Below are 19,044 nucleotides of genomic sequence, written 5' to 3' on the forward strand. Positions count from 1 at the left end.
GAACGACGGATGATACGATTCAAGTCCGCACTACACTGCCCGTGCTTTGTCTCAACACATAGCCAGATTGCCAATCTCTTTCTTCTTCATCGAAAACACGTGACCGCCGCCGATCATCGACAACTACGCAGCAACGCCATCACGACTTGGCGTCAAATCGCCTTGTCGGTAAATGCGTGAAATTCACCGCGCAGGAACTGTCCCGTCCGTCCGTAACTTAGAGCGACACCACCGCCGGACTTCCTCCTCCCAGGATCTGATCTTGCCCATAATTCCCCGTCGCGTCTCTCGCGGCGGGTGTTTTATTTTGGGGGAACGGAGGGTAGCTCAAGGAGCTGGGCTTTCCGGTCACTTGCAGAGTAATGTTGAATCTCAGCCGCCATTGCTAGAAATTCTCATCCGTTCTGCCGTGCAGGTGACATGGATCCGTTTGGTGAGAGCTACGCTACAGGAATGCGATTATGGTGTTTGCAACCCATAGGCAAAAGCAAAAGCGGACAGATCAACATGTATCTCAATTAATTTCCCGCCCACTGACCACAGTTCGATGCGATCGTCCGTGTGAATGCGAACGTCAATAATCGCCTCACCGGTGGCGAAGGCGTCAAAGGAAGCACCAGTCAGCTGACCCCCGCCGTCGTTAAGGGCATGCATTGCATTGTAGATTGACTGGGCCTGCGCGGTTTTCAAAATCATAATACGGCTCCGTTCCCGGCAATACTGGACAACCTCCGAAGGAGAGAACAAAGGCACTGGATTTCCCTTGAAAGGGAACAGGTGGCTTTACCTGCAAGTCACCTGTTTGGTGGTAGCCTGGTGTAGTTGCTACGCAGTAGTTTCGTCTCAGTCCCGACCGAGACGTCTACGCAATTCTTCATTTTCGGCACGCAACTTCGCAGCAAGTTCCTGGCGTAGCTTGAGGTTCTCTGCTTCCAGTGCAGCCAAGGTGGAAAAATCATCGCTGGACGACCACCCTGTCGATGGTCTGGGCGCTATCTTTGCAGCAGCATTCTTCCAGTTGTAGTAGGTCTGCTCGCTCACTTCAGCCTGCTGCAATGCAGCTTTGAGAGTGGTCTTGCCATCTTTTGTTGCTTTTTCAATGGAAGCAAGGATCGAGGCGCGTTGAACCGGCGTATACGTGGTGCGTTTGCGTGCCGCCGGTGAAGGTGAAGCAGCTTCAGTCTTTGCTGCAGCCTTCGGTGTTCTGGTGGATCTGGTACCAGATTTGGTTTCCGCTACAGGCGGATTTGCTTCTGTAATTTTTTCATCAGCCACGTGGAGTATCTCCTGGTTCGCTAATCGGGATTGGATTTGTCGTAAGATATACAGATCATTGCTTAATGTGAAAATAAGATCGAAAATAATATGAAAGGTTTGTTTGGGATTCAATCTATGTGCCGTACATTGAATGCCTAAAGCAAAGTCATTACACGGAGAAAAGGTTTTTTGTACTTCCTTATGTCATATTCCACTGTAATAGCTATTCACGCATGAAGAACCATGTCCGCAAAGTAGTTGTCGAATATAAGAACAAATGTGCTCGCAAGGGGAATTTTTCCTTGTTGGGAAACCTCAATCTGAAATCGATTGCCTGAGAAGGCGAAGCGGATACATTGCATGCTCCCATGCATACTCGCGCTGACACTGATTTGCCTAACCCTATCGCTATTCTGTCCAGTAAATACATGAACAACGCCATTGAACTGGATCATCACAGTCGTGGAGGCATCGCGCAACTTTCGGCGGACATTTGGCGCAGGTAGCTCGCCCTAAGCAGGCAGTTAGTCAGCTTGACCACTTACCAGACAATGTCAGCCACTGGATGGCACAACGAACCACATTGACGCGCAACGAATATGCGTTATAGTTCTTGTAAATGAAACATAAGTTCCGTTTAATGGAACAATTGAGGTGGAATGACAATACTAGCGGCTGCGGCAGACGTATTGCGTTGCTTTTCAAGCACGCGTCACGACGTCAGTGTAACGGATCTCGTCAATCTTCTGGGAATGCCCAAAAGCAATGCGTCGCGACTGTTGCGTACGATGCGTGATGAGGGATTCCTGGAGATGGTTGGGGATACGAAACGCTATCGGCCCTCGCTGTTGATCAGCCAGGTTGGCCAGCTTTATCGTTATGCGGCCTCGATTGTAGATCACGCAGACAACGCGGTTTCCAAAGTGACCCAGCTTGTCGGTCACACTGGTTATGTGAGCGTGCGCCGCGGCCAGGATGTCATCGGCGTAACAGCACACCCCGGAACACATGCATTACGTGTTTTTACCACAATTGGTGACCGTATTCCCGCATTTGCATCGAGTACCGGGCGCGTTCTTCTCGCCAGACTATCCGACCTTGAGGTGCAGGAACTTTACAAGGACGGCTTTGTACCGCCATCCGCTACATCGCCCCAGAATATTCCGGATCTCCTCGCCCGGTTGGCTGACACCCGTCGGCAAGGATATGCCGAGTCCATAGATGAGGCGGTGCGTGGTGTGCGAGCAATCTCTGTTGCAGTTGGCGATCCGCGAACCGGAGACGAGGCCGCACTTTGTATATCCTTTCCTGATGCAATCGTCAGCTCTGAGGAAAGGCAGGTGATCATCCGTCACCTAAGAGATGGCGCAGAGCAGATCGCCGCGCTTGTAAAGGATACGAAATTCATCCCCGTAGCGAAATAAATGTTAGTGGAGGCAGATAAATGAGTTCGCGTTGGCGTATTGGTTTTGATATTGGCGGAACATTCACCGATTTCATTTTATACGATAAACTTGAAGGGACGATCAGGCTTCATAAGCGCCTGACCACCCCACATGACCCATCTGAGGCGGCGCTGATCGGGCTTGGCGAACTTACTGAGCAGGCTGGTATAACGCTGGCCGACGTCGGGGATATCGTGCATGGAACGACACTCGTTACCAATGCTGTTATTGAGAGAAAAGGCGCCAGGCTCGGCCTGATCACGACGCAGGGTTTCCGTGATATTCTCGAAATGGGTACGGAACAGCGTTATGATATTTATGACCTGTTCCTTACATTTCCCGAGCCTCTCGTCTCACGCGACCTGCGTCTTGAGGTAAAAGAGCGTATCGACAGCGGTGGCAATGTCGTTGATACACTGGATGACGAGGCGGTTCGCAAGGCGGCAGACATCCTGGTTGCGCAGGGCTGCGAAGCAATTGCCATCTGCTTTCTCAACAGCTACCGCAATTCAGCTCACGAACAGGCAGCCGGACGCATTGTCCAGCAGGCCCATCCAGGCATCGCTGTTTCACTGTCAAGCGAAGTGGTCGCGGAAATTTGGGAGTATCAACGTTTTGTGACGACAGCGGCGAATGCATATGTGCAACCGCTGATGCATCGTTATCTGGAACGTCTGGAACGCGAGCTTACCCTGCGATCATTCAGGGGCGAACTGCGCCTCATGCACTCGGCGGGTGGGCTTGTTTCGCCGGAAATGGCTCGAACTTTCCCGATCCGGCTTCTCGAAAGCGGCCCTGCTGGTGGCGGACTTGCAACTGCATTGTTCGGTGAACTGGCTGGCCACAAGGAGGTGATTTCCTTTGACATGGGCGGCACGACTGCAAAGGCTTGCATGATAGAAGATGGTGCGGCCGAGATAGCACCGATGCTGGAAGCGGGGCGTGTTAACCGGTTTGCAAAAGGTTCGGGATTGCCGATTAAGGCGCCAGTCATCGATATGATCGAAATCGGTGCAGGTGGTGGTTCAATTGCTGCTATTGATGAGGTTGGCCTTCTGAAGGTCGGACCACACTCGGCCAGTTCAGACCCAGGGCCAGCCTGCTATGGGTTAGGGGGTACCAAGCCGACCGTCACCGACGCCAATCTGGTTCTGGGTTATTACGATCCCGGGTTCTTCCTTGGCGGGCGTATGTCACTTGACGTTGATGCAGCCCGCAAGGCAATTGAGGCTGTAGCTACTCCGCTTGATCTTTCTGTAGAAGAGGCCGCCTGGGGCATCCATAAGGTTGTGGTGGAAAGCATGGGAGCGGCTGCTCGCGTCCATCTTGTCGAGAAAGGCAAGGATCCGCGTCATTACGCAATGGTCGGCTTTGGCGGTGCAGGCCCGGCTCATGCAGTCGATGTGGCCCGCGTGCTGGGCGTAAAGCAGGTTATCATTCCACCTGCCTCGGGAGCCGCCTCGGCGCTAGGGTTCCTTAGCGCTCCGTTGTCTTTTGATATGGTTCGCTCGCTGCCGGTCGAATTTTCTGAAGGATTTGACGCAGGCACCGTAAACACTTTGCTGGCCGAACTTGAAGCGGAGGGCCGCAGGCATCTTATTGAAGCTGGCGTCAGGGAGTGTGACATCGCCGTTGCAAGGTCCGCCGATATGCGTCTTGTCGGACAGATGCACGATATCGCAGTACCTTTTCCAGCGGGCCAGATCAATGCGACCAGTCTCGATGCTGTGCGGGCTGCGTTCTCGAAAGCTTATTCGGCACGCTACACTTCCGTCTACGACGGAGCTCGTCTCGAGGCCATCAATTTCCGCGTCCATTGCGAGGGACCAAAGCCGGAACTGTCCTTGTCCGGCGCAACCGGAGGCGGCGACGCAAAAGCAAAAGTCAAAGGGCACCGCCGCGCATGGTTCGAGGGCGGGTGGCAAGATGCTACCGTCTATGACCGGTATGCCCTGCAAACGGGCGACAGGCTTGCAGGACCGGCCATTATCGAGGAACGAGAGGCAACGACGATTGTGCCTCCTGGTGACAATGTCAGCATCGATGCCGTACTCAACCTGGTCATCGAGGTCGCGCAGGCCGGCGCGGCCGAAGTTACAATTCCATCCGACATGTCGCTTGCTGAAGCAACCCGACTTATTGAAGCGGACCCGATCTCTTTGGAAATCATGTGGAGCCGTCTGGTCAACGTTGTCGAAGAGATGTGGTTGACCGTCTGTCGAACTGCTTTCTCGCTGGTAATCTCCGAAGCTCAGGATTTTGCTTGTGAGCTTCTGGACCCGGAAGGAGAGACACTAGCTCATTCACCACGAGCCATGCCTGTGTTCAACCTTACTCTGCCGCGCGCCGTGAAAGCTTTGCTTGAGCGTTATCCAGCCGATACGCTGAAGCCAGGCGACGTGTTGATTACCAATGACCCGTGGCTTTGTGCGGGACACCTGTTTGATATTGCAGTCGTAACACCGGTTTTCCTGGGGGGCCGGGTGGTCGGCCTCATGGGCACGGTCGGTCACGTTTCGGATATCGGCGGAACAAAAGACAGTTTGCGGGCGCGCGAAATCTACGAAGAAGGTTTTCAGATCCCGCCTATGAAACTTTACGAGGCCGGGGAACTCAACGAGACGCTGACACTCCTTTTGGGCGAGAATGTACGCAATTCCGAACAGGTGCTGGGTGATCTGCATTCCTTCGTTGCAGCCAACCGGATAGGCGCTGAACGTCTGCAGGCATTTCTGCAGGATTATGGAATGCAGGACCTCCGCGCGCTGGCCTCAGTGGTACAAGACCGTTCTGAAAAGGCAATGCGCGATGCCATATCGGCTCTGCCCGACGGTACCTATCATGGCAGCGTATCAAACAATCCTCTCGGCACCAAGATGACCTACCCCCTGGCGCTGACAGTCAGGGACGATACTATTCACCTCGACTTTACCGGTGCGCCACCGCAATTGCCGCAAGGCGGCCTTAATTGCACACTCAACTATACAATGGCTCACGCTACCTATCCGCTGAAATGTATGCTGACGCCGAATGTACGGGGGAATGCGGGTTGCTATCGTGCCTTCTCCATCGAAGCGCCGGAAGGATCAATTCTTAATTGTGACAAACCGCTTGCAGTGAATTTGAGAACCAGGACCGGCTGGTATATTGCGCCGAACATCTTCCGCGCGCTTTCAGAAGCTGCTCCACGACAGGTGCAGGCTTTCACCGGACTGCCGGTTGCTGCCAGTGTCTATGGTCGCGATAACAACGGCAATACCTATTCCGACATGTTGTTCGTCGGAGGCGGCCAGGGTGGTTCTGCCCATGGAGATGGTAAGTCAGGCCTGCTTTATCCAACGTCAGCAGCAAATACTTCAATTGAAACATTTGAGGCTCGCGTTCCTGTTCTGGTGATAGAAAAGTCGTATCTCATCGACTCCGGTGGAGCCGGCAAACATCGTGGTGGTCTTGGACAACGCGTCCGCTTGCGCAAGATAGCCGATGACGATCTGGCAACGCTCGTTTCGCTTTATCCGGAAGGTGTAAACAACCCCATTCCGGGATTGTTTGGGGGGCATGCCGGTGGAGGAGCATCCGGTCGGGTTATTGATAGCTCAGGCCAAACGCTTCGCGATGTCGGCACGGGCGACCTGGTACAGGTTACGCAGGCCGACGAGATCGTTGAACTCGTTCTGGCGGGCGGGGCCGGTTATGGCGCGCTGTCCGAGCGTGACCCCGATGCGATCGCGCGCGACATCGCATTGGAACTTGTATCGCCGGAGGCTGCAAACCGGGATTACGGCGCAAAAATACCATCCACGCCTCAGCTGATCTCGGCACGGGAAAACATGGGGGCATCCTCCTGAACGCGTGAAAACACCAGAAGATGTCAAAATAAATCCTGGGGAACCGATATGACAGACCAAACAGGGGGGGCGCCGCGGCGTCACCCCAGCCTCTTCGAGCCGTCGACGCTTCTGCTGATTACAGTGCTTTGCGTCTTCGGTTCGATCATTGGCATCCAGTTACTTGTATCGCTGGGTGTTTCAGCCAATACTTCGCTCATCGGTGCAATGGCTGCCATGGCGCTCGCCCGTGTGCCAGTCGGTATCTTTGCACGATACCGCTCGATCCATGTACAAAATCTGGCCCAAAGCGCTATATCCGCGTCCACGTTCGGTGCATCGAACAGTCTGCTGCTTCCGATCGGAATACCGTTTGTTCTCGGGCGTTCCGATCTGATCATGCCGATGTTCATTGGCGCGTTTCTCGCGATGTTGCTGGACGCCTATCTTCTGTACCGCATGTTTGATTCCCGTATATTTCCGGCAGAGGGCGCATGGCCACCTGGCGTTGCGGCAGCTGAGGCGATCAAGGCGGGCGACGAAGGCGGCAAGAAAGCCGTTCTTATGGGAGCAGGTTTTATTGTCGGAATCATCGGCGCATTTTTCAAGGTTCCGATGTCTGCATTCGGCGTTGCGTTCATCGGGAACATCTGGGCGCTGTCCATGTTCGGGGTAGGCCTGTTACTGAGAGGTTATTCACCGCAACTGTTCGGCGGCGTGCTTCCCGACGGCGATCTGATGGCTGCCTATATTCCCCACGGCTTTATGATCGGGGCTGGATTAGTAGCACTCTTTCAGGTTATCGCCCTGTTTGTGCATCGGGACAAGGGTTCCGTCGAGACGAGCCGGTCAGCTGCTACATCCAACAAAGAAGTGCGCCAGGCGCTTGGGTTGGGTGCTGTACTTTATATCGCAATCGCAATTCTCATTGCATTGATTGGTGGGCTGATCGGAGAGATGTCGTTCGGTATGCTGCTGATTTTTGTCCTCTATGCTGCAACAGCCGCTTATGTTCACGAGTTGATTGTCGGCTTGGCAGCTATGCATTCAGGGTGGTTTCCGGCCTTCGCGGTTGCATTAATTACCTTGATCATCGGCATGTTAATTGGCTTTCCTGCACCGGCACTTGCCCTTCTGGTCGGATTTTCGGCCGCCACGGGGCCGGCCTTTGCTGATATGGGATATGATCTCAAAGCTGGCTATATTCTCAGACGAAAGGAAAATGATCCTGTCTTCGAAAGGGATGGCCGAAGACAGCAGCTACTTGCTTCGATGTTCGCGCTGGTTATTGCTGGAGCGGTGGTTTTCTTTTCGTATCAGTATTATTTCGACCAAGGACTTGTTGCGCCTGTGAACAAAGTCTATGCGGCTACAATTGAAGCCGGTGTGGCGCCGGGAGTGGGATGGTCTTTGTTTCTCTGGGCGATTCCAGGCGCCCTGCTTCAGTTCATCGGTGGCTCAAAACGCCAGATTGGCGTGCTTTTTGCGACTGGTCTGCTGATCAGTTTTCCGGCAGCTGGCTGGGCCGTCCTAGCAGGTATTGTCATTCGGATCGTTTGGACGAGAGTAGCAGGTGAAGAAGGAAAACACGGAATGGAGGTTTTTGCGGCAGGTGCGATTGCTGGTGATGCCATTTTCAGCTTTTTTGACTCTGCAGTGAAAAGTTTCCGACGCTGATCCTTGCTTTTGATAAATACGTAAATCAACGGCAACTGACCGAACGTAGAAGCCCTCAACCAGGTCGACCCGAATGAGACCATCCGGGTCGACGACCGCCCACCTGAGCCTGTTCATTCGCGTGGCTGACGATGGACTTCCTCCGGCTCTGTCGCAAATTTTCGTTTGGGGTACAGTTTAACTATGGACGGATTTATTCTGCAAGTTCAGCAAAGATCTTGAATGACGAGCGATTGTCATTGGCGAACTGGTTCTTGGGGATCATGTAGGCAACTTCGATGCCCGCAAGGGTAGCTGACGCCGAATAAAACGCCTTGAAACCTATCATCGGCTTTGTGATCCGTTTGATGAAGCGATGATCAGAGGTTGCTCGGTTTGTCTGAACAGTTTCTGGCGTTTTGCCAAGTGGATTTCCGCCTCGATTATGCCGCCGCCATTATCGGTGTCAGCGCGTTGAAGTAGGCCTGATCCGGTGTCTGCCGGTCAAGGGATGAATGTGGACGTCGGCTATTGTAAAAGGTCAGATACCGACCGATCCCGGTGCGGGCTTCGGACACGGTCTTGTGGGCATGGAGATAGAGCTCTTCATATTTGATCGACCGCCAGAGCCGCTCGACGAAGACATTGTCCCGCCATGCGCCTTTGCCGTCCATCGAGATGGCGCCCTCCGCCTTCTTCAGCACGGCGGTGAAATTGATGGAGGTAAACTGCGATCCCTGGTCCGTATTGACGATATCGGGTTTGCCGTATCAAGCAAGCGGCTCTTCGACGGCTTCGATGCAGAAGGCTGCCTCCATCGTGATCGACAGCCGCCACGACAGAACCTCCGGCTGAACCAGCCGACGACGGCGCAGAGATAGACGAAGCCGCGCGCCATGGGGATATAGTCCAGACCTGGTTGGGCCGGGTGACCGCCAGCTTGCGCAGGAGGTGGGGTAGATTTTGTGATCTGGTGCTGGTTTGGAGGTATCAGCGTGGCGACATGAAGTCGCTGGCCTTCATGCCTTCTCCTCTCAAAAGCCCCTGCAACATCCGACTTCCGGCAAAAGGGTAGTCGAGACGCAGTTCATCGATCCGGCGCATAAGGGCCAGATCGCCGTCGGACACTGGACGCGGGGAGTAATAAACGCTGCTACGGCTGAAGCCGAGAAGCCGGGCTGTGCAGATTTCCCGAGCCATCTCTCCCTAATCTGGGTCAGCACTACCGTTTTCAATCCGTGCTTGACCTGGTCAATCTTCCAAACTCCGATTGTGAATGCGCAGCAGTTTTGTGTTGCTCGTCAGGTGTAGCAACTCGAAGCGCACAATCCACGACGAAAGAAAATCCTTTAAAGCGCTCCATGACTCACCCCTTAACTGCCAGCGGTTGGCCATCTCGATTGACAGGCAATCTGGTGTGTGCAACAAATATTGCAGAATATAACAATAAGAAATTTTCACTGTGAGATGTAATCGGGCGTCGTCGCGAAACGGGAGGAAAGCGTGAAGAAGACAGGTGCATCACAGCCGCAGTCCCCGCTTCTGGAAGCGAGGGGCGTTTCTAAATTTTTCGGGGCGATTACTGCCTTGCGAAACGTGAATTTTCATGTTGATCCAGGCGAGGTACTAGGGGTTGTCGGCGATAACGGGGCTGGCAAATCTACCTTGATGAAGATCCTGTCTGGTCTTTATGCGCCCAGCGAAGGAGAACTCATTTTCCAAGGCGTTCCGGTGCGTTTTTCGGGTCCGAAGGACGCCCGTCTGCACGGTATCGAGATGGTCTATCAGGACTTCGCGCTGGCCGGAAATATGCCGATCTACGAGAATATCTATCTCGGCCGAGAACCCGGCCGTAAATTCGGGCCGTTAAGGATTGTCGATCACGCCAAATCCCGTCTCATGGCCCAGATGCACCTGGAAAAACTGAAGATCAGCGTCAAATCTATCGATCAGAATACTGAGAATTTGAGTGGCGGCCAGCGTCAGGCCGTTGCGATTGCACGTGCTACCGCCTTTGATGCCAAACTAGTTATCATGGATGAGCCGACGGCTGCACTGGCGATCAAGGAAGTAGGAAAGGTGCTCGATCTGATCCGCTCACTCAAGGAACATGGAGTCGCGGTTATCATCATTTCGCATCGCATGGACGACATCTTCTACTGCTGCGATCGTGTGATAGCCCTCTTTCATGGGACCAACTTCGCCGAGGCCAAGCTTTCAGAGACGAACCGTAACGAAGTTATCGGTTGGATCATGGGCGCAAAGGACCATGCCGACGAATTGGCTCACGATCGGGTGAAATAAAGTGCTGGACAATCCAAAATTTTCAAAATTTCTCGAAACTTACGGCATTGTCGTGGTCGTCATCGTCATGATGATGGCTCTGGCTATTATCAAGCCCGGTGTCTTCCTGTCTGCGGAAAACCTCTCCAATATCCTCAAGCAGAACGCCTCGCTAGCACTGCTCGCGCTTGGCATGCTGCTGGTGATCATAACCGGCGGTATTGATCTTTCCGTCGGTTCGACCATGGCGCTGGCGATGGTCTGCATTGCCATGGCTGCCCAGGCGGGTGTGCCCTGGCCGATCTGTTTGCTGGTTGGACCCGCGGTGGGACTGGCGGTCGGCTATATCAACGGCGCCGGACTGACGAAGCTAAGACTCCCGCATCCTTTCATCATGACCTTGGGCACGCTCAATATCGCACGCGGACTGACGTATCTGCTGACCGGTGGGGCGCCCGTTTCCGGGCTTCAACCGGAAGTTCGTTATCTCGGCATCGCTTATTGGGACCTGGGACTGTTCGCGCCGCCAGCCGGGGTGCCGGTCAGTCTTGTCGTCGTGCTCGTCAGCGCCGTACTCGTCTGGTTGTTCCTTAACTACACTTCAACCGGACGTCATATCTACGCGATCGGCGGTAATCCGCAGGCTGCGCGCGTATCGGGCGTCAATGTCGATAGAATTCTGGTTCTGGTCTACATGATCTGCGGCTTCTTCGCAGGGCTTGCCGGCCTTTTGCTTGTTGGTCGAAGCGGCAGTGGCTTTCCTAATGCCGGTATCGGCATCGAGTTGGATGCCATCGCGGCGGTTATCATCGGTGGCGCTTCCTTCTTCGGTGGACGGGGAACAGTTCTCGGAGTTTTGGCCGGGGTGCTCATCATGGGCCTGCTCCGCAATGGCCTCAATATCAACAATGTCAGTGCCTTCTGGCAGATGATCCTGATTGGCTTTGTCATCATCATTGCTGTCTACATCGACGTTTTGCGCAAGCACGCCTCTGTCCGGCGCTGAACGTCCAAGATCCCGGATGCTTTTGTCTCGGCACGCCCGGTGAAAAAACTCCAGCGAGACGTTTAAATTATGGGAGGAAACCTAAATGAAAAGAATTCTTCTTTCCGGCGTCGCTATCGCCGCCATGATCGTAACGGCCCAGGCCGCCGACACATATGTAGTCACCATGAAAGGGCCAGCTGCTGGCAATCCATACTGGGCCGCTTTTGAGGAAGGTGCTAAAGCGAAAGGCACGGAACTCGGTGTCGATGTGGTTGTGGTATCTCCGCCAAGCGAAACGGATGTTCAGGCGCAGATCGGCCAGGTCGAAGACCTGATCGCACAAAAGGTGGCGGGCATCGCCATCGCGCCGACCGATCCTGCCGCTCTCGCGCCAGTCGTGGACCAAGCGAAAGAAGCCGGCATCAAGGTGGTTTTCGTTGATGGAGCCGGTACGAACAAGGATGTGCCGTTTATCGGGACCAACAATCTGGAGGGCGGCAAACTTGGCGGCGAATACATGTGCAAGCAACTGCAACCTGGTTCCGAGGTTGCCATCCTGCAGGGTGTGATGACTACGACGAACGGTGCCGATCGTTACAACGGAGCCAAAGAAGCGCTCGAAGGTTGCGGCATGAAGATCGTCGCCGCACAGCCAGCCGACTGGGATCGCGCCAAGGCGCAGTCAGTGACCGAAACCATCATGGCCGGCAATCCAAACATCAAGGGCGTTTTCGGTTCAAACGATAATATGGCGCTCGGTGCAGTGGAAGCTTTAAAGGCTGCCGCTAAGTTGAAAGACGTTCTGGTCGTGGGCTACGACGCCAATCCTGATGCGGCGAAGTCCATTCTCGCAGGCGAGCTTTCCGCCTCCGTTGCGCAGGCGCCGCAGAAAATGGCGGGTCTCGGCATCCAGGCGCTGGTGGATATGAAGGCCGGCAAGGATGTGCCGATGGTGACCGATCCTGGCACCGTTCTGGTCACTAAGGAAAATGCCGAGCAGTACAAGTAAGTGACGGTGGCATGGTCCCGCCGCTGAGCGGGACCACATTTCTCCAGATGAGAAGAATTTGTGCGATGGCTGTAAATGCATCCTTTTCAGGTTTTCCACCACCTTCACGATTGCTCAGGCTCGGTTTCGTCGGCGGCGGCGAAGGTGCATTAATAGGCACCGTTCATGCTAACGGTGCGCGATTGTCCAATCGCTGGCACATCGTCGCGGGCGCTCTTTCCTCTGACCCGGAACGCGCGCGCCGTTCGGGCCGCGCATGGATGCTCGATGATGATCGCATCTACAGCGATTTTGGGCAGATGGCGCAGCGCGAGGCCGAGTGCTCCGACGGCATCGACGCTGTGGTAATCACCACTCCAAACCATTTGCATCACGCTGTCGCGTCGGCATTTCTGGACGCCGGGATCGACGTCATTTCCGACAAGCCGTTGACGACTAACCTTGATGACGCGCTCGAGCTCGTACGTCACCAGCAGACCACCGGGCTTGTTTTCGGTGTCACGTATGCCTATGCCGCCCACGTCATGGTGCGGCAGGCGCGCGAGATGATCCGCTACGGCATGCTGGGGGATGTTCGCCAGATACATGTCGAATATTTTCAGGAATGGGCCGTCAACCTGACGGACCAGGACGGCGAGCGTCCCTGGCGTCTCGAACCGGCGAAGGTAGGCGCGGCGTTCACAGTCGGCGACATTGGTACCCACGCGATGCATCTCGCCTGCTTCGCCACCGGCAAGGAGCTCGAACAGGTGCGGGCGCTTTTCCATGTTGCCGGCGCGCCGAAATCTCTGGAGGACACCGCCTTCATGCATTTGCGTTTCGAAGGTGGGGTGCCCGGCACATTGATGGTGTCGCAGGCGGCAGCAGGAACGCAATGCGGTTTACGGCTCAGAGTGTTCGGCAGTCTGGCTGGACTTGAGTGGAACCAGGAAAATCCGGAACATCTTCTGTTCACGCCGCTGGATTCGCCAACACAGATCATCAGTCGAGGCTATAGTGCGGGCATGTATCCCGCCGCCGCACGTTTTGTACGCATGCCGCGCGGTCATCCGGAGGCGTTGACCGACGCCTGGGCCAATCTCTATACGGAGTTTGCGGTCGCGATCGATGCGCGTCGCTCTGGCCGGACGCTTCCCGAGGGACTGCTTGCCTATCCCGACGTTATCGACGGTGCAAAGGGGGTCAGGTTCGTTCAGGCTGCGGTCCAGTCCAATGCGACCGGCGAATGGGTGGATTGCAGATTATGACTGCCACAAATTCCGGTAAACCCGTCATCCTGATCGCGGATCCCGAGCCGCGCACACTCGACATGATCTTCGAACCGGAAGTTATGGCGAGGCTTGCGCAGTTGGGAACCGTTCGAGTGCATGCGGATGGGCGTCGCCTTTCGAAACCGGACCTCGACGCCGCCCTGGTGGAAGCGACGATCTGTATCGGGCAGATCGATCTGCCGGCGAAGCGCCTGGCGCAGATGACTAGCCTGCGGGCCATATTCAACGTCGAAGGCAATTTCCTTCCCAATATCGACTATACTTGGTGTTTAGACCACGGCGTCCATGTGCTGAACACCAGCCCGGTCTATGCAACGTCGGTCGCGGAGACGGCGCTCGGCATGGCCCTGGATCTGTGTCGCGAGATCACGGCGACGCACCAAGCGTTTAGAACACGATCGGAAAAATGGGGGGTGGCGAGCAATGTCGACAGCTTCCTTTTAACTGGTGCCCGGGTGGGTATTGTGGGCTTGGGCGATCTTGGCCGGCGCCTGCGCGAAATGCTGGTGCCCTTTCGCTGCCAAGTGCGGGTTTTCGATCCGTGGCTTTCCGAACGACGGATCCTTGAACAGGACTGTATTCCATCCTCGCTCGATGATCTATTCCGGCAATCGCAGGTCGTGTTTCTCTTTGCGAGTGCCACTAGCGAGAACCAGGGCTTTATCGGTGAGCGCGAGTTGTCGTTGATGTCGCGCGGTTCGGTGGTTCTGGTCATGAGCCGGGCCGGGATCATCGATTTCGACGCGCTGGAGTGTGCGGTCCGAAGCAGGCATGTACGGGCGGGAATAGACGTTTATCCCGTCGAGCCCCTACCGGGGGACGCATCTCTTCGACAACTCGACGGTGTGGTCCTGTCCAGCCATCGCAGTGGCGGTATGCGAGAGAGCTTTCTGGAGATCGGCAGGCTCGTCCTCGCCGATACGGAACTTATCCTGCGCGGGCTGCCGCCCCAAATCTGCCGACGCGCCGAGCGGGAAACGGTGACACGTATGCGCAGCCGTCCCGTGGCGAAATCCTAGAGGGATTTTATGGTCGAGCGAAATCGCTCGTGTCATATAGGTGCCCGCGTAGATGGAGATGGCCTATTCGTGCCCATTGGCCAGCCTCCACGAGACATTTCAGTTCCCGATTTGCGATGGTTGGGGTTTATCGGCAGGATATCGGGTGCGGAATAATAATTGCATAAAATTATATATGCAATTTTTGTTGCAATGCTATTTTGCCGTGGCTATGATGCTATCGGGAGCAGAAGGTTGTCCGTTGTCGGTAGAAATGGCGGGATATTGAAACCGCTACGATGGGCAAGGCTTTCTCATTGGCTTTCGAATGATGACGACTGAACGTTCCGACCGCACGAACTAAGCGGCCGGACGATGGCGCCGCGTTGCCTCCAGACAGGCGGTGGCGTCGAAAGATCAGGGGAGGCGTCCCCGATAGACGCTGAGGAGGAGCGAACAGCATGATTAGGAAGATTACGTTTGCGGCCGCGTTTTGCGCGGTACTGGCAGGGCAGGCTCATGCCGAAAAGATCGGTGTTGCAATGTCGTCATTCGACGACAATTTTTTGACCGTCCTGCGCCACAACATTCAGCGCCACGCCGGCGAAGTCGGCGTCGAAGTGCAGATGGAGGATGCGCAGGGCGATATAGCGCGCCAGCAGTCCCAGATCGAAAACTTCGCGGCATCAGGTGTCGACGGGATTATTACGATGCTCGTTGATGCGGATTCGGGCCGGGCAATGTCGAAGATTGCCGAAAGAGCAGGGGTACCTCTGGTATTTGTGAACATGCTGCCTGCAAATATGGATGAATTTCCTGAAAAACAGGCATGGGTTGGTTCCGATGAGGAGCAGGCGGGACGGCTCGAAACCATGGAAATATGCCGCTTACTTGGTGGAAAAGGCGATGCCGTCATTCTTATGGGCCAACTCGGCACGACTGGACAGCGAGGCCGCACAAAAGCGACAGAAGAAGTTCTCAAATCCGATGCATGCAAGGACATAAAGGTGCTCGATTCACAATCGGCGAACTGGATGCGAACGCCTGCTATCGATCTCATGACCAACTGGATAACATCCGGTATCAAGCCCGCTGCCGTGATCTCCAACAACGACGAAATGGCACTCGGTGCCATCCAGGCGATGAAGTCTGCTGGCGTAGACATGAAGGGCGTCATCGTCGGCGGTGTCGATGCTACGCAGGACGCCTTGGGCGCAATGGAAGCCGGCGATCTCGATGTTACAGTTTATCAGTCGGCCAAAGGGCAGGGTGAAGGTGCGCTGGACACGGTCCTGAAAATCGCGCGCGGGCAGCAGTTCGAGCAAAAGGTGGTCGTTCCGTTCGAACTCGTGACGCCAGAGAATCTCGCTCAGTACAAATCCAAAAACTGAAAACGAGCGGCGCCGGAATGTCCCGGCGCCAATCCCATGGGGCAAAACAAACGATTTGCTCCGCAGTGCATGGGGATTGAGCAAATGATTTCCACGACGACGATGCAGGCCGTTGAACAATTCAAGGCGCAACAAGGCGACTATCTTCTTGAAGCCGAGGGAATACGCAAGGAGTTTCCGGGCGTCGTTGCCCTTGACAATGTGCAGTTCCGCTTGCGCCCGGGCACGGTCCACGCGCTGATGGGCGAGAACGGCGCAGGCAAATCGACCCTTATGAAGATCATCGCAGGTGTTTACACGCCGGATGAAGGTCAAATACGCCTTCGCGGTGAGTATATCAGCCTGAAAAGTCCACGCGATGCTTTGGAACGTGGCATCGCCATGATCCATCAGGAGCTCGCTCTCATGAATTTCATGACCGTTGCCGAGAATATCTGGATCAGGCGCGAGCCAACGAATTCAATCGGGCTTATCGATCACGCTGAAATGGCGGACCGAACGAGGACGCTGTTCAAACAGTTAAAAATCGATATCGATCCGCTGGCGGATGTTCATACATTGACGGTCGCCCAACGACAAATGGTCGAAATCGCCAAGGCCGTCAGCTACGAATCCGGCGTCCTGATCATGGATGAACCGACTTCCGCATTGACCGAAACCGAGGTGGAACATCTGTTCGAGATCATCCGCGATCTGCGCGCCCGGGGAATCGGGATCGTTTACATCACCCATAAGATGAACGAGCTTTTTGAGATCGCGGACGAATTTTCGGTATTTCGCGACGGTTCCTATGTCGGCACTCATGCCAGTTGCGACGTAACGCGCGATGACATCATCCGCATGATGGTGGGGCGCGAAATAACGAACATGTTTCCCAAAGAGACGGCCGAGATCGGCGACGTTATATTGTCGGTAAACGGGCTTACCCTTCACGGTGTGTTTCACGATATCAGTTTCGATTTGCGGCGCGGCGAGATTCTCGGTGTCGCCGGGCTTGTCGGTTCTGGCCGTTCAAACGTAGCCGAAGCACTGTTCGGCGTAACACCCGCGACCTCGGGTAGTATCCGTATCAACGGAAGAGAAACTGTTATTCGGGCCCCCTCGGATGCGATGCGGGAAGGTATGGCCTTATTGACGGAGGACCGAAAGGAAACCGGCTGTTTCCTGCCTCTTTCTATTCTTGAGAATATGCAGATTGCCGCATTGCAGGAAAACTATGCTCGCGCCGGGTTTGTCGATGAGCGGGGCCTGACCCTTCAATGTGAGGAAATGCGCAAGGCGCTGCGGGTGAAAACACCCAACCTAGATGAGCGGATCGAAAATCTTTCGGGCGGTAATCAACAGAAGGTTCTGATCGCCCGCTGGCTGATGACCCAGCCTGAAATTCTCATCCTTGACGAACCCACGCGCGGCATCGATGTGGGCGCCAAGGCGGAAATCCACCGGCTGATATCGCAACTGGCACAACGAGGTGTCGCTGTCATCATGATTTCGTCTGAACTGCCCGAAGTGCTGGGCATGTCGGACCGGATACTGGTCATGCACGAGGGCCATATGACCGGCATTCTTGATCGTGCCGACGCCGATCAGGTGAAGATAATGGAACTGGCGGCTCGGTGAGGAGGAAACAATGGATAGTATGAAAATCGAGCCGGTCGCGCAGCAAAAGCGCAAACTGCCGCAGGAAGTGAACATTCTAAGCGTTCTGATCGGCGTGGCGTTGGTCTTTGAGATTCTTGGCTGGATATTTCAGGGGCAAAGCTTCCTGATGAATCCACAACGTTTGACAATTATGATATTGCAGGTCTCGGTCGTCGGTATCATCGCTGTTGGGGTGACACAGGTCATCATTACGGGCGGCATTGACCTCAGTTCCGGTTCCGTGGTCGCCATGACCGCCATGATTGCGATGAGTTTCGCTCAGGCAGGCAGCTATTCCCGCGCAATATATCCAGCCTTGACGGACCTGCCGGTCATCGTACCGCTGGCGATCGGTCTTGGCCTTGGCCTACTGGCGGGAATCATCAATGGTGTCTTGATCGCACGCACCGGAATACCTCCTTTTATCGCCACGCTTGGCATGATGGTCACCGCCAGGGGCATTGCGAAATGGTATACGAAAGGTCAGCCGATTTCGTTTCCGACGGATAGCTTTGCGGCCATCGGCAGCGGCGCGTGGCCCGTCGCCATCTTTCTCGTGGTGGCGATTATCTTCCATATTGCGTTGCGCTATACCCGCTATGGCAAGTTCACTTATGCGATCGGAGCCAATGCGCAGGCTGCCCGTGTGTCCGGCATCAACGTTCAGACCCATATCATCAAGGTCTATGCTATAGCCGGGCTTCTTTCCGGATTGGCGGGTATCGTTACCGCTGCCCGGGCCGAGACAGCACAGGCAGGGATGGGTATGATGTACGAACTTGACGCCATCGCAGCCGCAGTTATCGGCGGAACTTCCCTTTCAGGCGGACGTGGGCGGATTTTTGGAACTGTGATCGGAACCATCATCCTGGGACTGATGCTTTCGGGTTTCACATTTCTTCGCGTTGATGCTTATTATCAGGAAATCATCAAGGGCGTTATAATCGTCACTGCGGTCATTGTGGATGTCTATCGACAAAAGGTCCGTAGCGCGAAGAATTGATCTCTCCCATTCGTATTCAATGAACAGCCCTGTGGTCCTGATACCGCAGGGCTTTCGTGTTCCCGACGTCATTTTGATACCTTCCCGGAACCATAAAGGATGCCCTGTTGCACGGCTCGCGGCATAGATACCGAGCGTCAAAACTGTCCGACTAGTTGCAAAGTCCAGCCCCAGCAATCGAAACATTTATTGACATATTATTTATTCAGCAATTATTATTGCATTCTTGTTGGGAGGGACTGCGATGCATGAAGTGAGGCTACCTACAAAGCCAC

General features: G+C 54.8%; 13 protein-coding genes and 3 pseudogenes. 12 read left to right on the top strand and 4 right to left on the bottom strand.

Going from position 1 to position 19,044, the window contains the following annotated elements; genetic code table 11:
- Window positions 1–180, top strand: a pseudogene (locus JNC70_RS19180) (IS6 family transposase); the annotation flags it as partial.
- Window positions 181–459: 279 nt separating this feature from the next.
- Here JNC70_RS19180 and JNC70_RS19185 read toward each other — a convergent pair.
- Both JNC70_RS19185 and JNC70_RS19190 read right to left on the bottom strand, forming a co-directional pair.
- Complete coding sequence (locus tag JNC70_RS19185) at window positions 460–696, bottom strand: hypothetical protein (protein ID WP_167394092.1); 237 nt, start codon at window positions 694–696, stop codon at window positions 460–462.
- 147 nt (window positions 697–843) lie between these two features.
- A complete protein-coding gene (locus JNC70_RS19190) occupies window positions 844–1,275 on the bottom strand; it encodes a transposase (RefSeq protein ID WP_245414804.1) in 432 nt (143 codons plus the stop codon).
- A 641-nt stretch (window positions 1,276–1,916) separates the two neighbouring features.
- Here JNC70_RS19190 and JNC70_RS19195 point away from each other — a divergent pair.
- The 3 genes from JNC70_RS19195 to JNC70_RS19205 are packed head-to-tail and all read left to right on the top strand — an operon-like array spanning window position 1,917 to window position 8,206.
- On the top strand, window positions 1,917–2,681 hold the full coding sequence (locus tag JNC70_RS19195; RefSeq protein WP_104757034.1) for an IclR family transcriptional regulator: 765 nt from the start codon (window positions 1,917–1,919) through the stop codon (window positions 2,679–2,681).
- Window positions 2,682–2,701: 20 nt separating this feature from the next.
- Window positions 2,702–6,550 carry a hydantoinase B/oxoprolinase family protein gene (locus JNC70_RS19200; RefSeq protein WP_104757033.1) on the top strand — a complete coding sequence of 1,283 codons (3,849 nt, stop codon included), beginning with the start codon at window positions 2,702–2,704 and terminating at the stop codon, window positions 6,548–6,550.
- Window positions 6,551–6,598: 48 nt separating this feature from the next.
- Entirely contained in the window at window positions 6,599–8,206 is a 1,608-nt protein-coding gene (locus JNC70_RS19205; protein ID WP_104757032.1) for an OPT/YSL family transporter, read from the top strand.
- Between the two features lie 193 nt (window positions 8,207–8,399).
- On the opposite strand, the pseudogene JNC70_RS19210 reads toward JNC70_RS19205, so the two are convergent.
- Window positions 8,400–8,582 (bottom strand): annotated as a pseudogene (locus JNC70_RS19210) (IS6 family transposase); the annotation flags it as partial.
- Window positions 8,583–8,628: 46 nt separating this feature from the next.
- Window positions 8,629–9,364, bottom strand: a pseudogene (locus tag JNC70_RS19215) (IS3 family transposase); the annotation flags it as partial.
- Between the two features lie 324 nt (window positions 9,365–9,688).
- Here JNC70_RS19215 and JNC70_RS19220 point away from each other — a divergent pair.
- The 8 genes from JNC70_RS19220 to JNC70_RS19255 all read left to right on the top strand — a co-directional run bounded on the left by JNC70_RS19220 (window position 9,689) and on the right by JNC70_RS19255 (window position 18,769).
- Window positions 9,689–10,489 carry an ATP-binding cassette domain-containing protein gene (locus tag JNC70_RS19220; RefSeq protein WP_104757031.1) on the top strand — a complete coding sequence of 267 codons (801 nt, stop codon included), beginning with the start codon at window positions 9,689–9,691 and terminating at the stop codon, window positions 10,487–10,489.
- Window position 10,490: 1 nt separating this feature from the next.
- Window positions 10,491–11,474 (top strand): ABC transporter permease, encoded by a 984-nt coding sequence (locus JNC70_RS19225; protein ID WP_104757030.1) that lies wholly within the window; start codon window positions 10,491–10,493, stop codon window positions 11,472–11,474.
- A gap of 85 nt (window positions 11,475–11,559) precedes the next feature.
- Complete coding sequence (locus JNC70_RS19230; protein WP_104757029.1) at window positions 11,560–12,465, top strand: sugar ABC transporter substrate-binding protein; 906 nt, start codon at window positions 11,560–11,562, stop codon at window positions 12,463–12,465.
- 65 nt (window positions 12,466–12,530) lie between these two features.
- Complete coding sequence (locus tag JNC70_RS19235; protein WP_104757028.1) at window positions 12,531–13,712, top strand: Gfo/Idh/MocA family protein; 1,182 nt, start codon at window positions 12,531–12,533, stop codon at window positions 13,710–13,712.
- Window positions 13,709–14,755 (top strand): hydroxyacid dehydrogenase, encoded by a 1,047-nt coding sequence (locus tag JNC70_RS19240; protein WP_104757027.1) that lies wholly within the window; start codon window positions 13,709–13,711, stop codon window positions 14,753–14,755. Before JNC70_RS19235 ends, JNC70_RS19240 begins: the two co-directional genes overlap by 4 nt.
- A 443-nt stretch (window positions 14,756–15,198) precedes the next feature.
- Window positions 15,199–16,125: a substrate-binding domain-containing protein gene (locus JNC70_RS19245; protein WP_374788861.1), complete on the top strand. Its 927-nt coding sequence runs from the start codon at window positions 15,199–15,201 to the stop codon at window positions 16,123–16,125.
- 84 nt (window positions 16,126–16,209) lie between these two features.
- The gene (locus tag JNC70_RS19250; protein ID WP_104757038.1) at window positions 16,210–17,745 is read left to right on the top strand and encodes a sugar ABC transporter ATP-binding protein; all 1,536 of its coding nucleotides are present in this window, start codon (window positions 16,210–16,212) and stop codon (window positions 17,743–17,745) included.
- Window positions 17,746–17,764: 19 nt separating this feature from the next.
- Complete coding sequence (locus JNC70_RS19255) at window positions 17,765–18,769, top strand: ABC transporter permease (protein ID WP_374788862.1); 1,005 nt, start codon at window positions 17,765–17,767, stop codon at window positions 18,767–18,769.
- The last annotated feature ends 275 nt before the right edge of the window (window positions 18,770–19,044 follow it).

The sequence above is a fragment of the Brucella oryzae genome, assembly GCF_041929965.1.
GTDB classification, from domain to species: Bacteria; Pseudomonadota; Alphaproteobacteria; order Rhizobiales; family Rhizobiaceae; genus Brucella; species Brucella oryzae.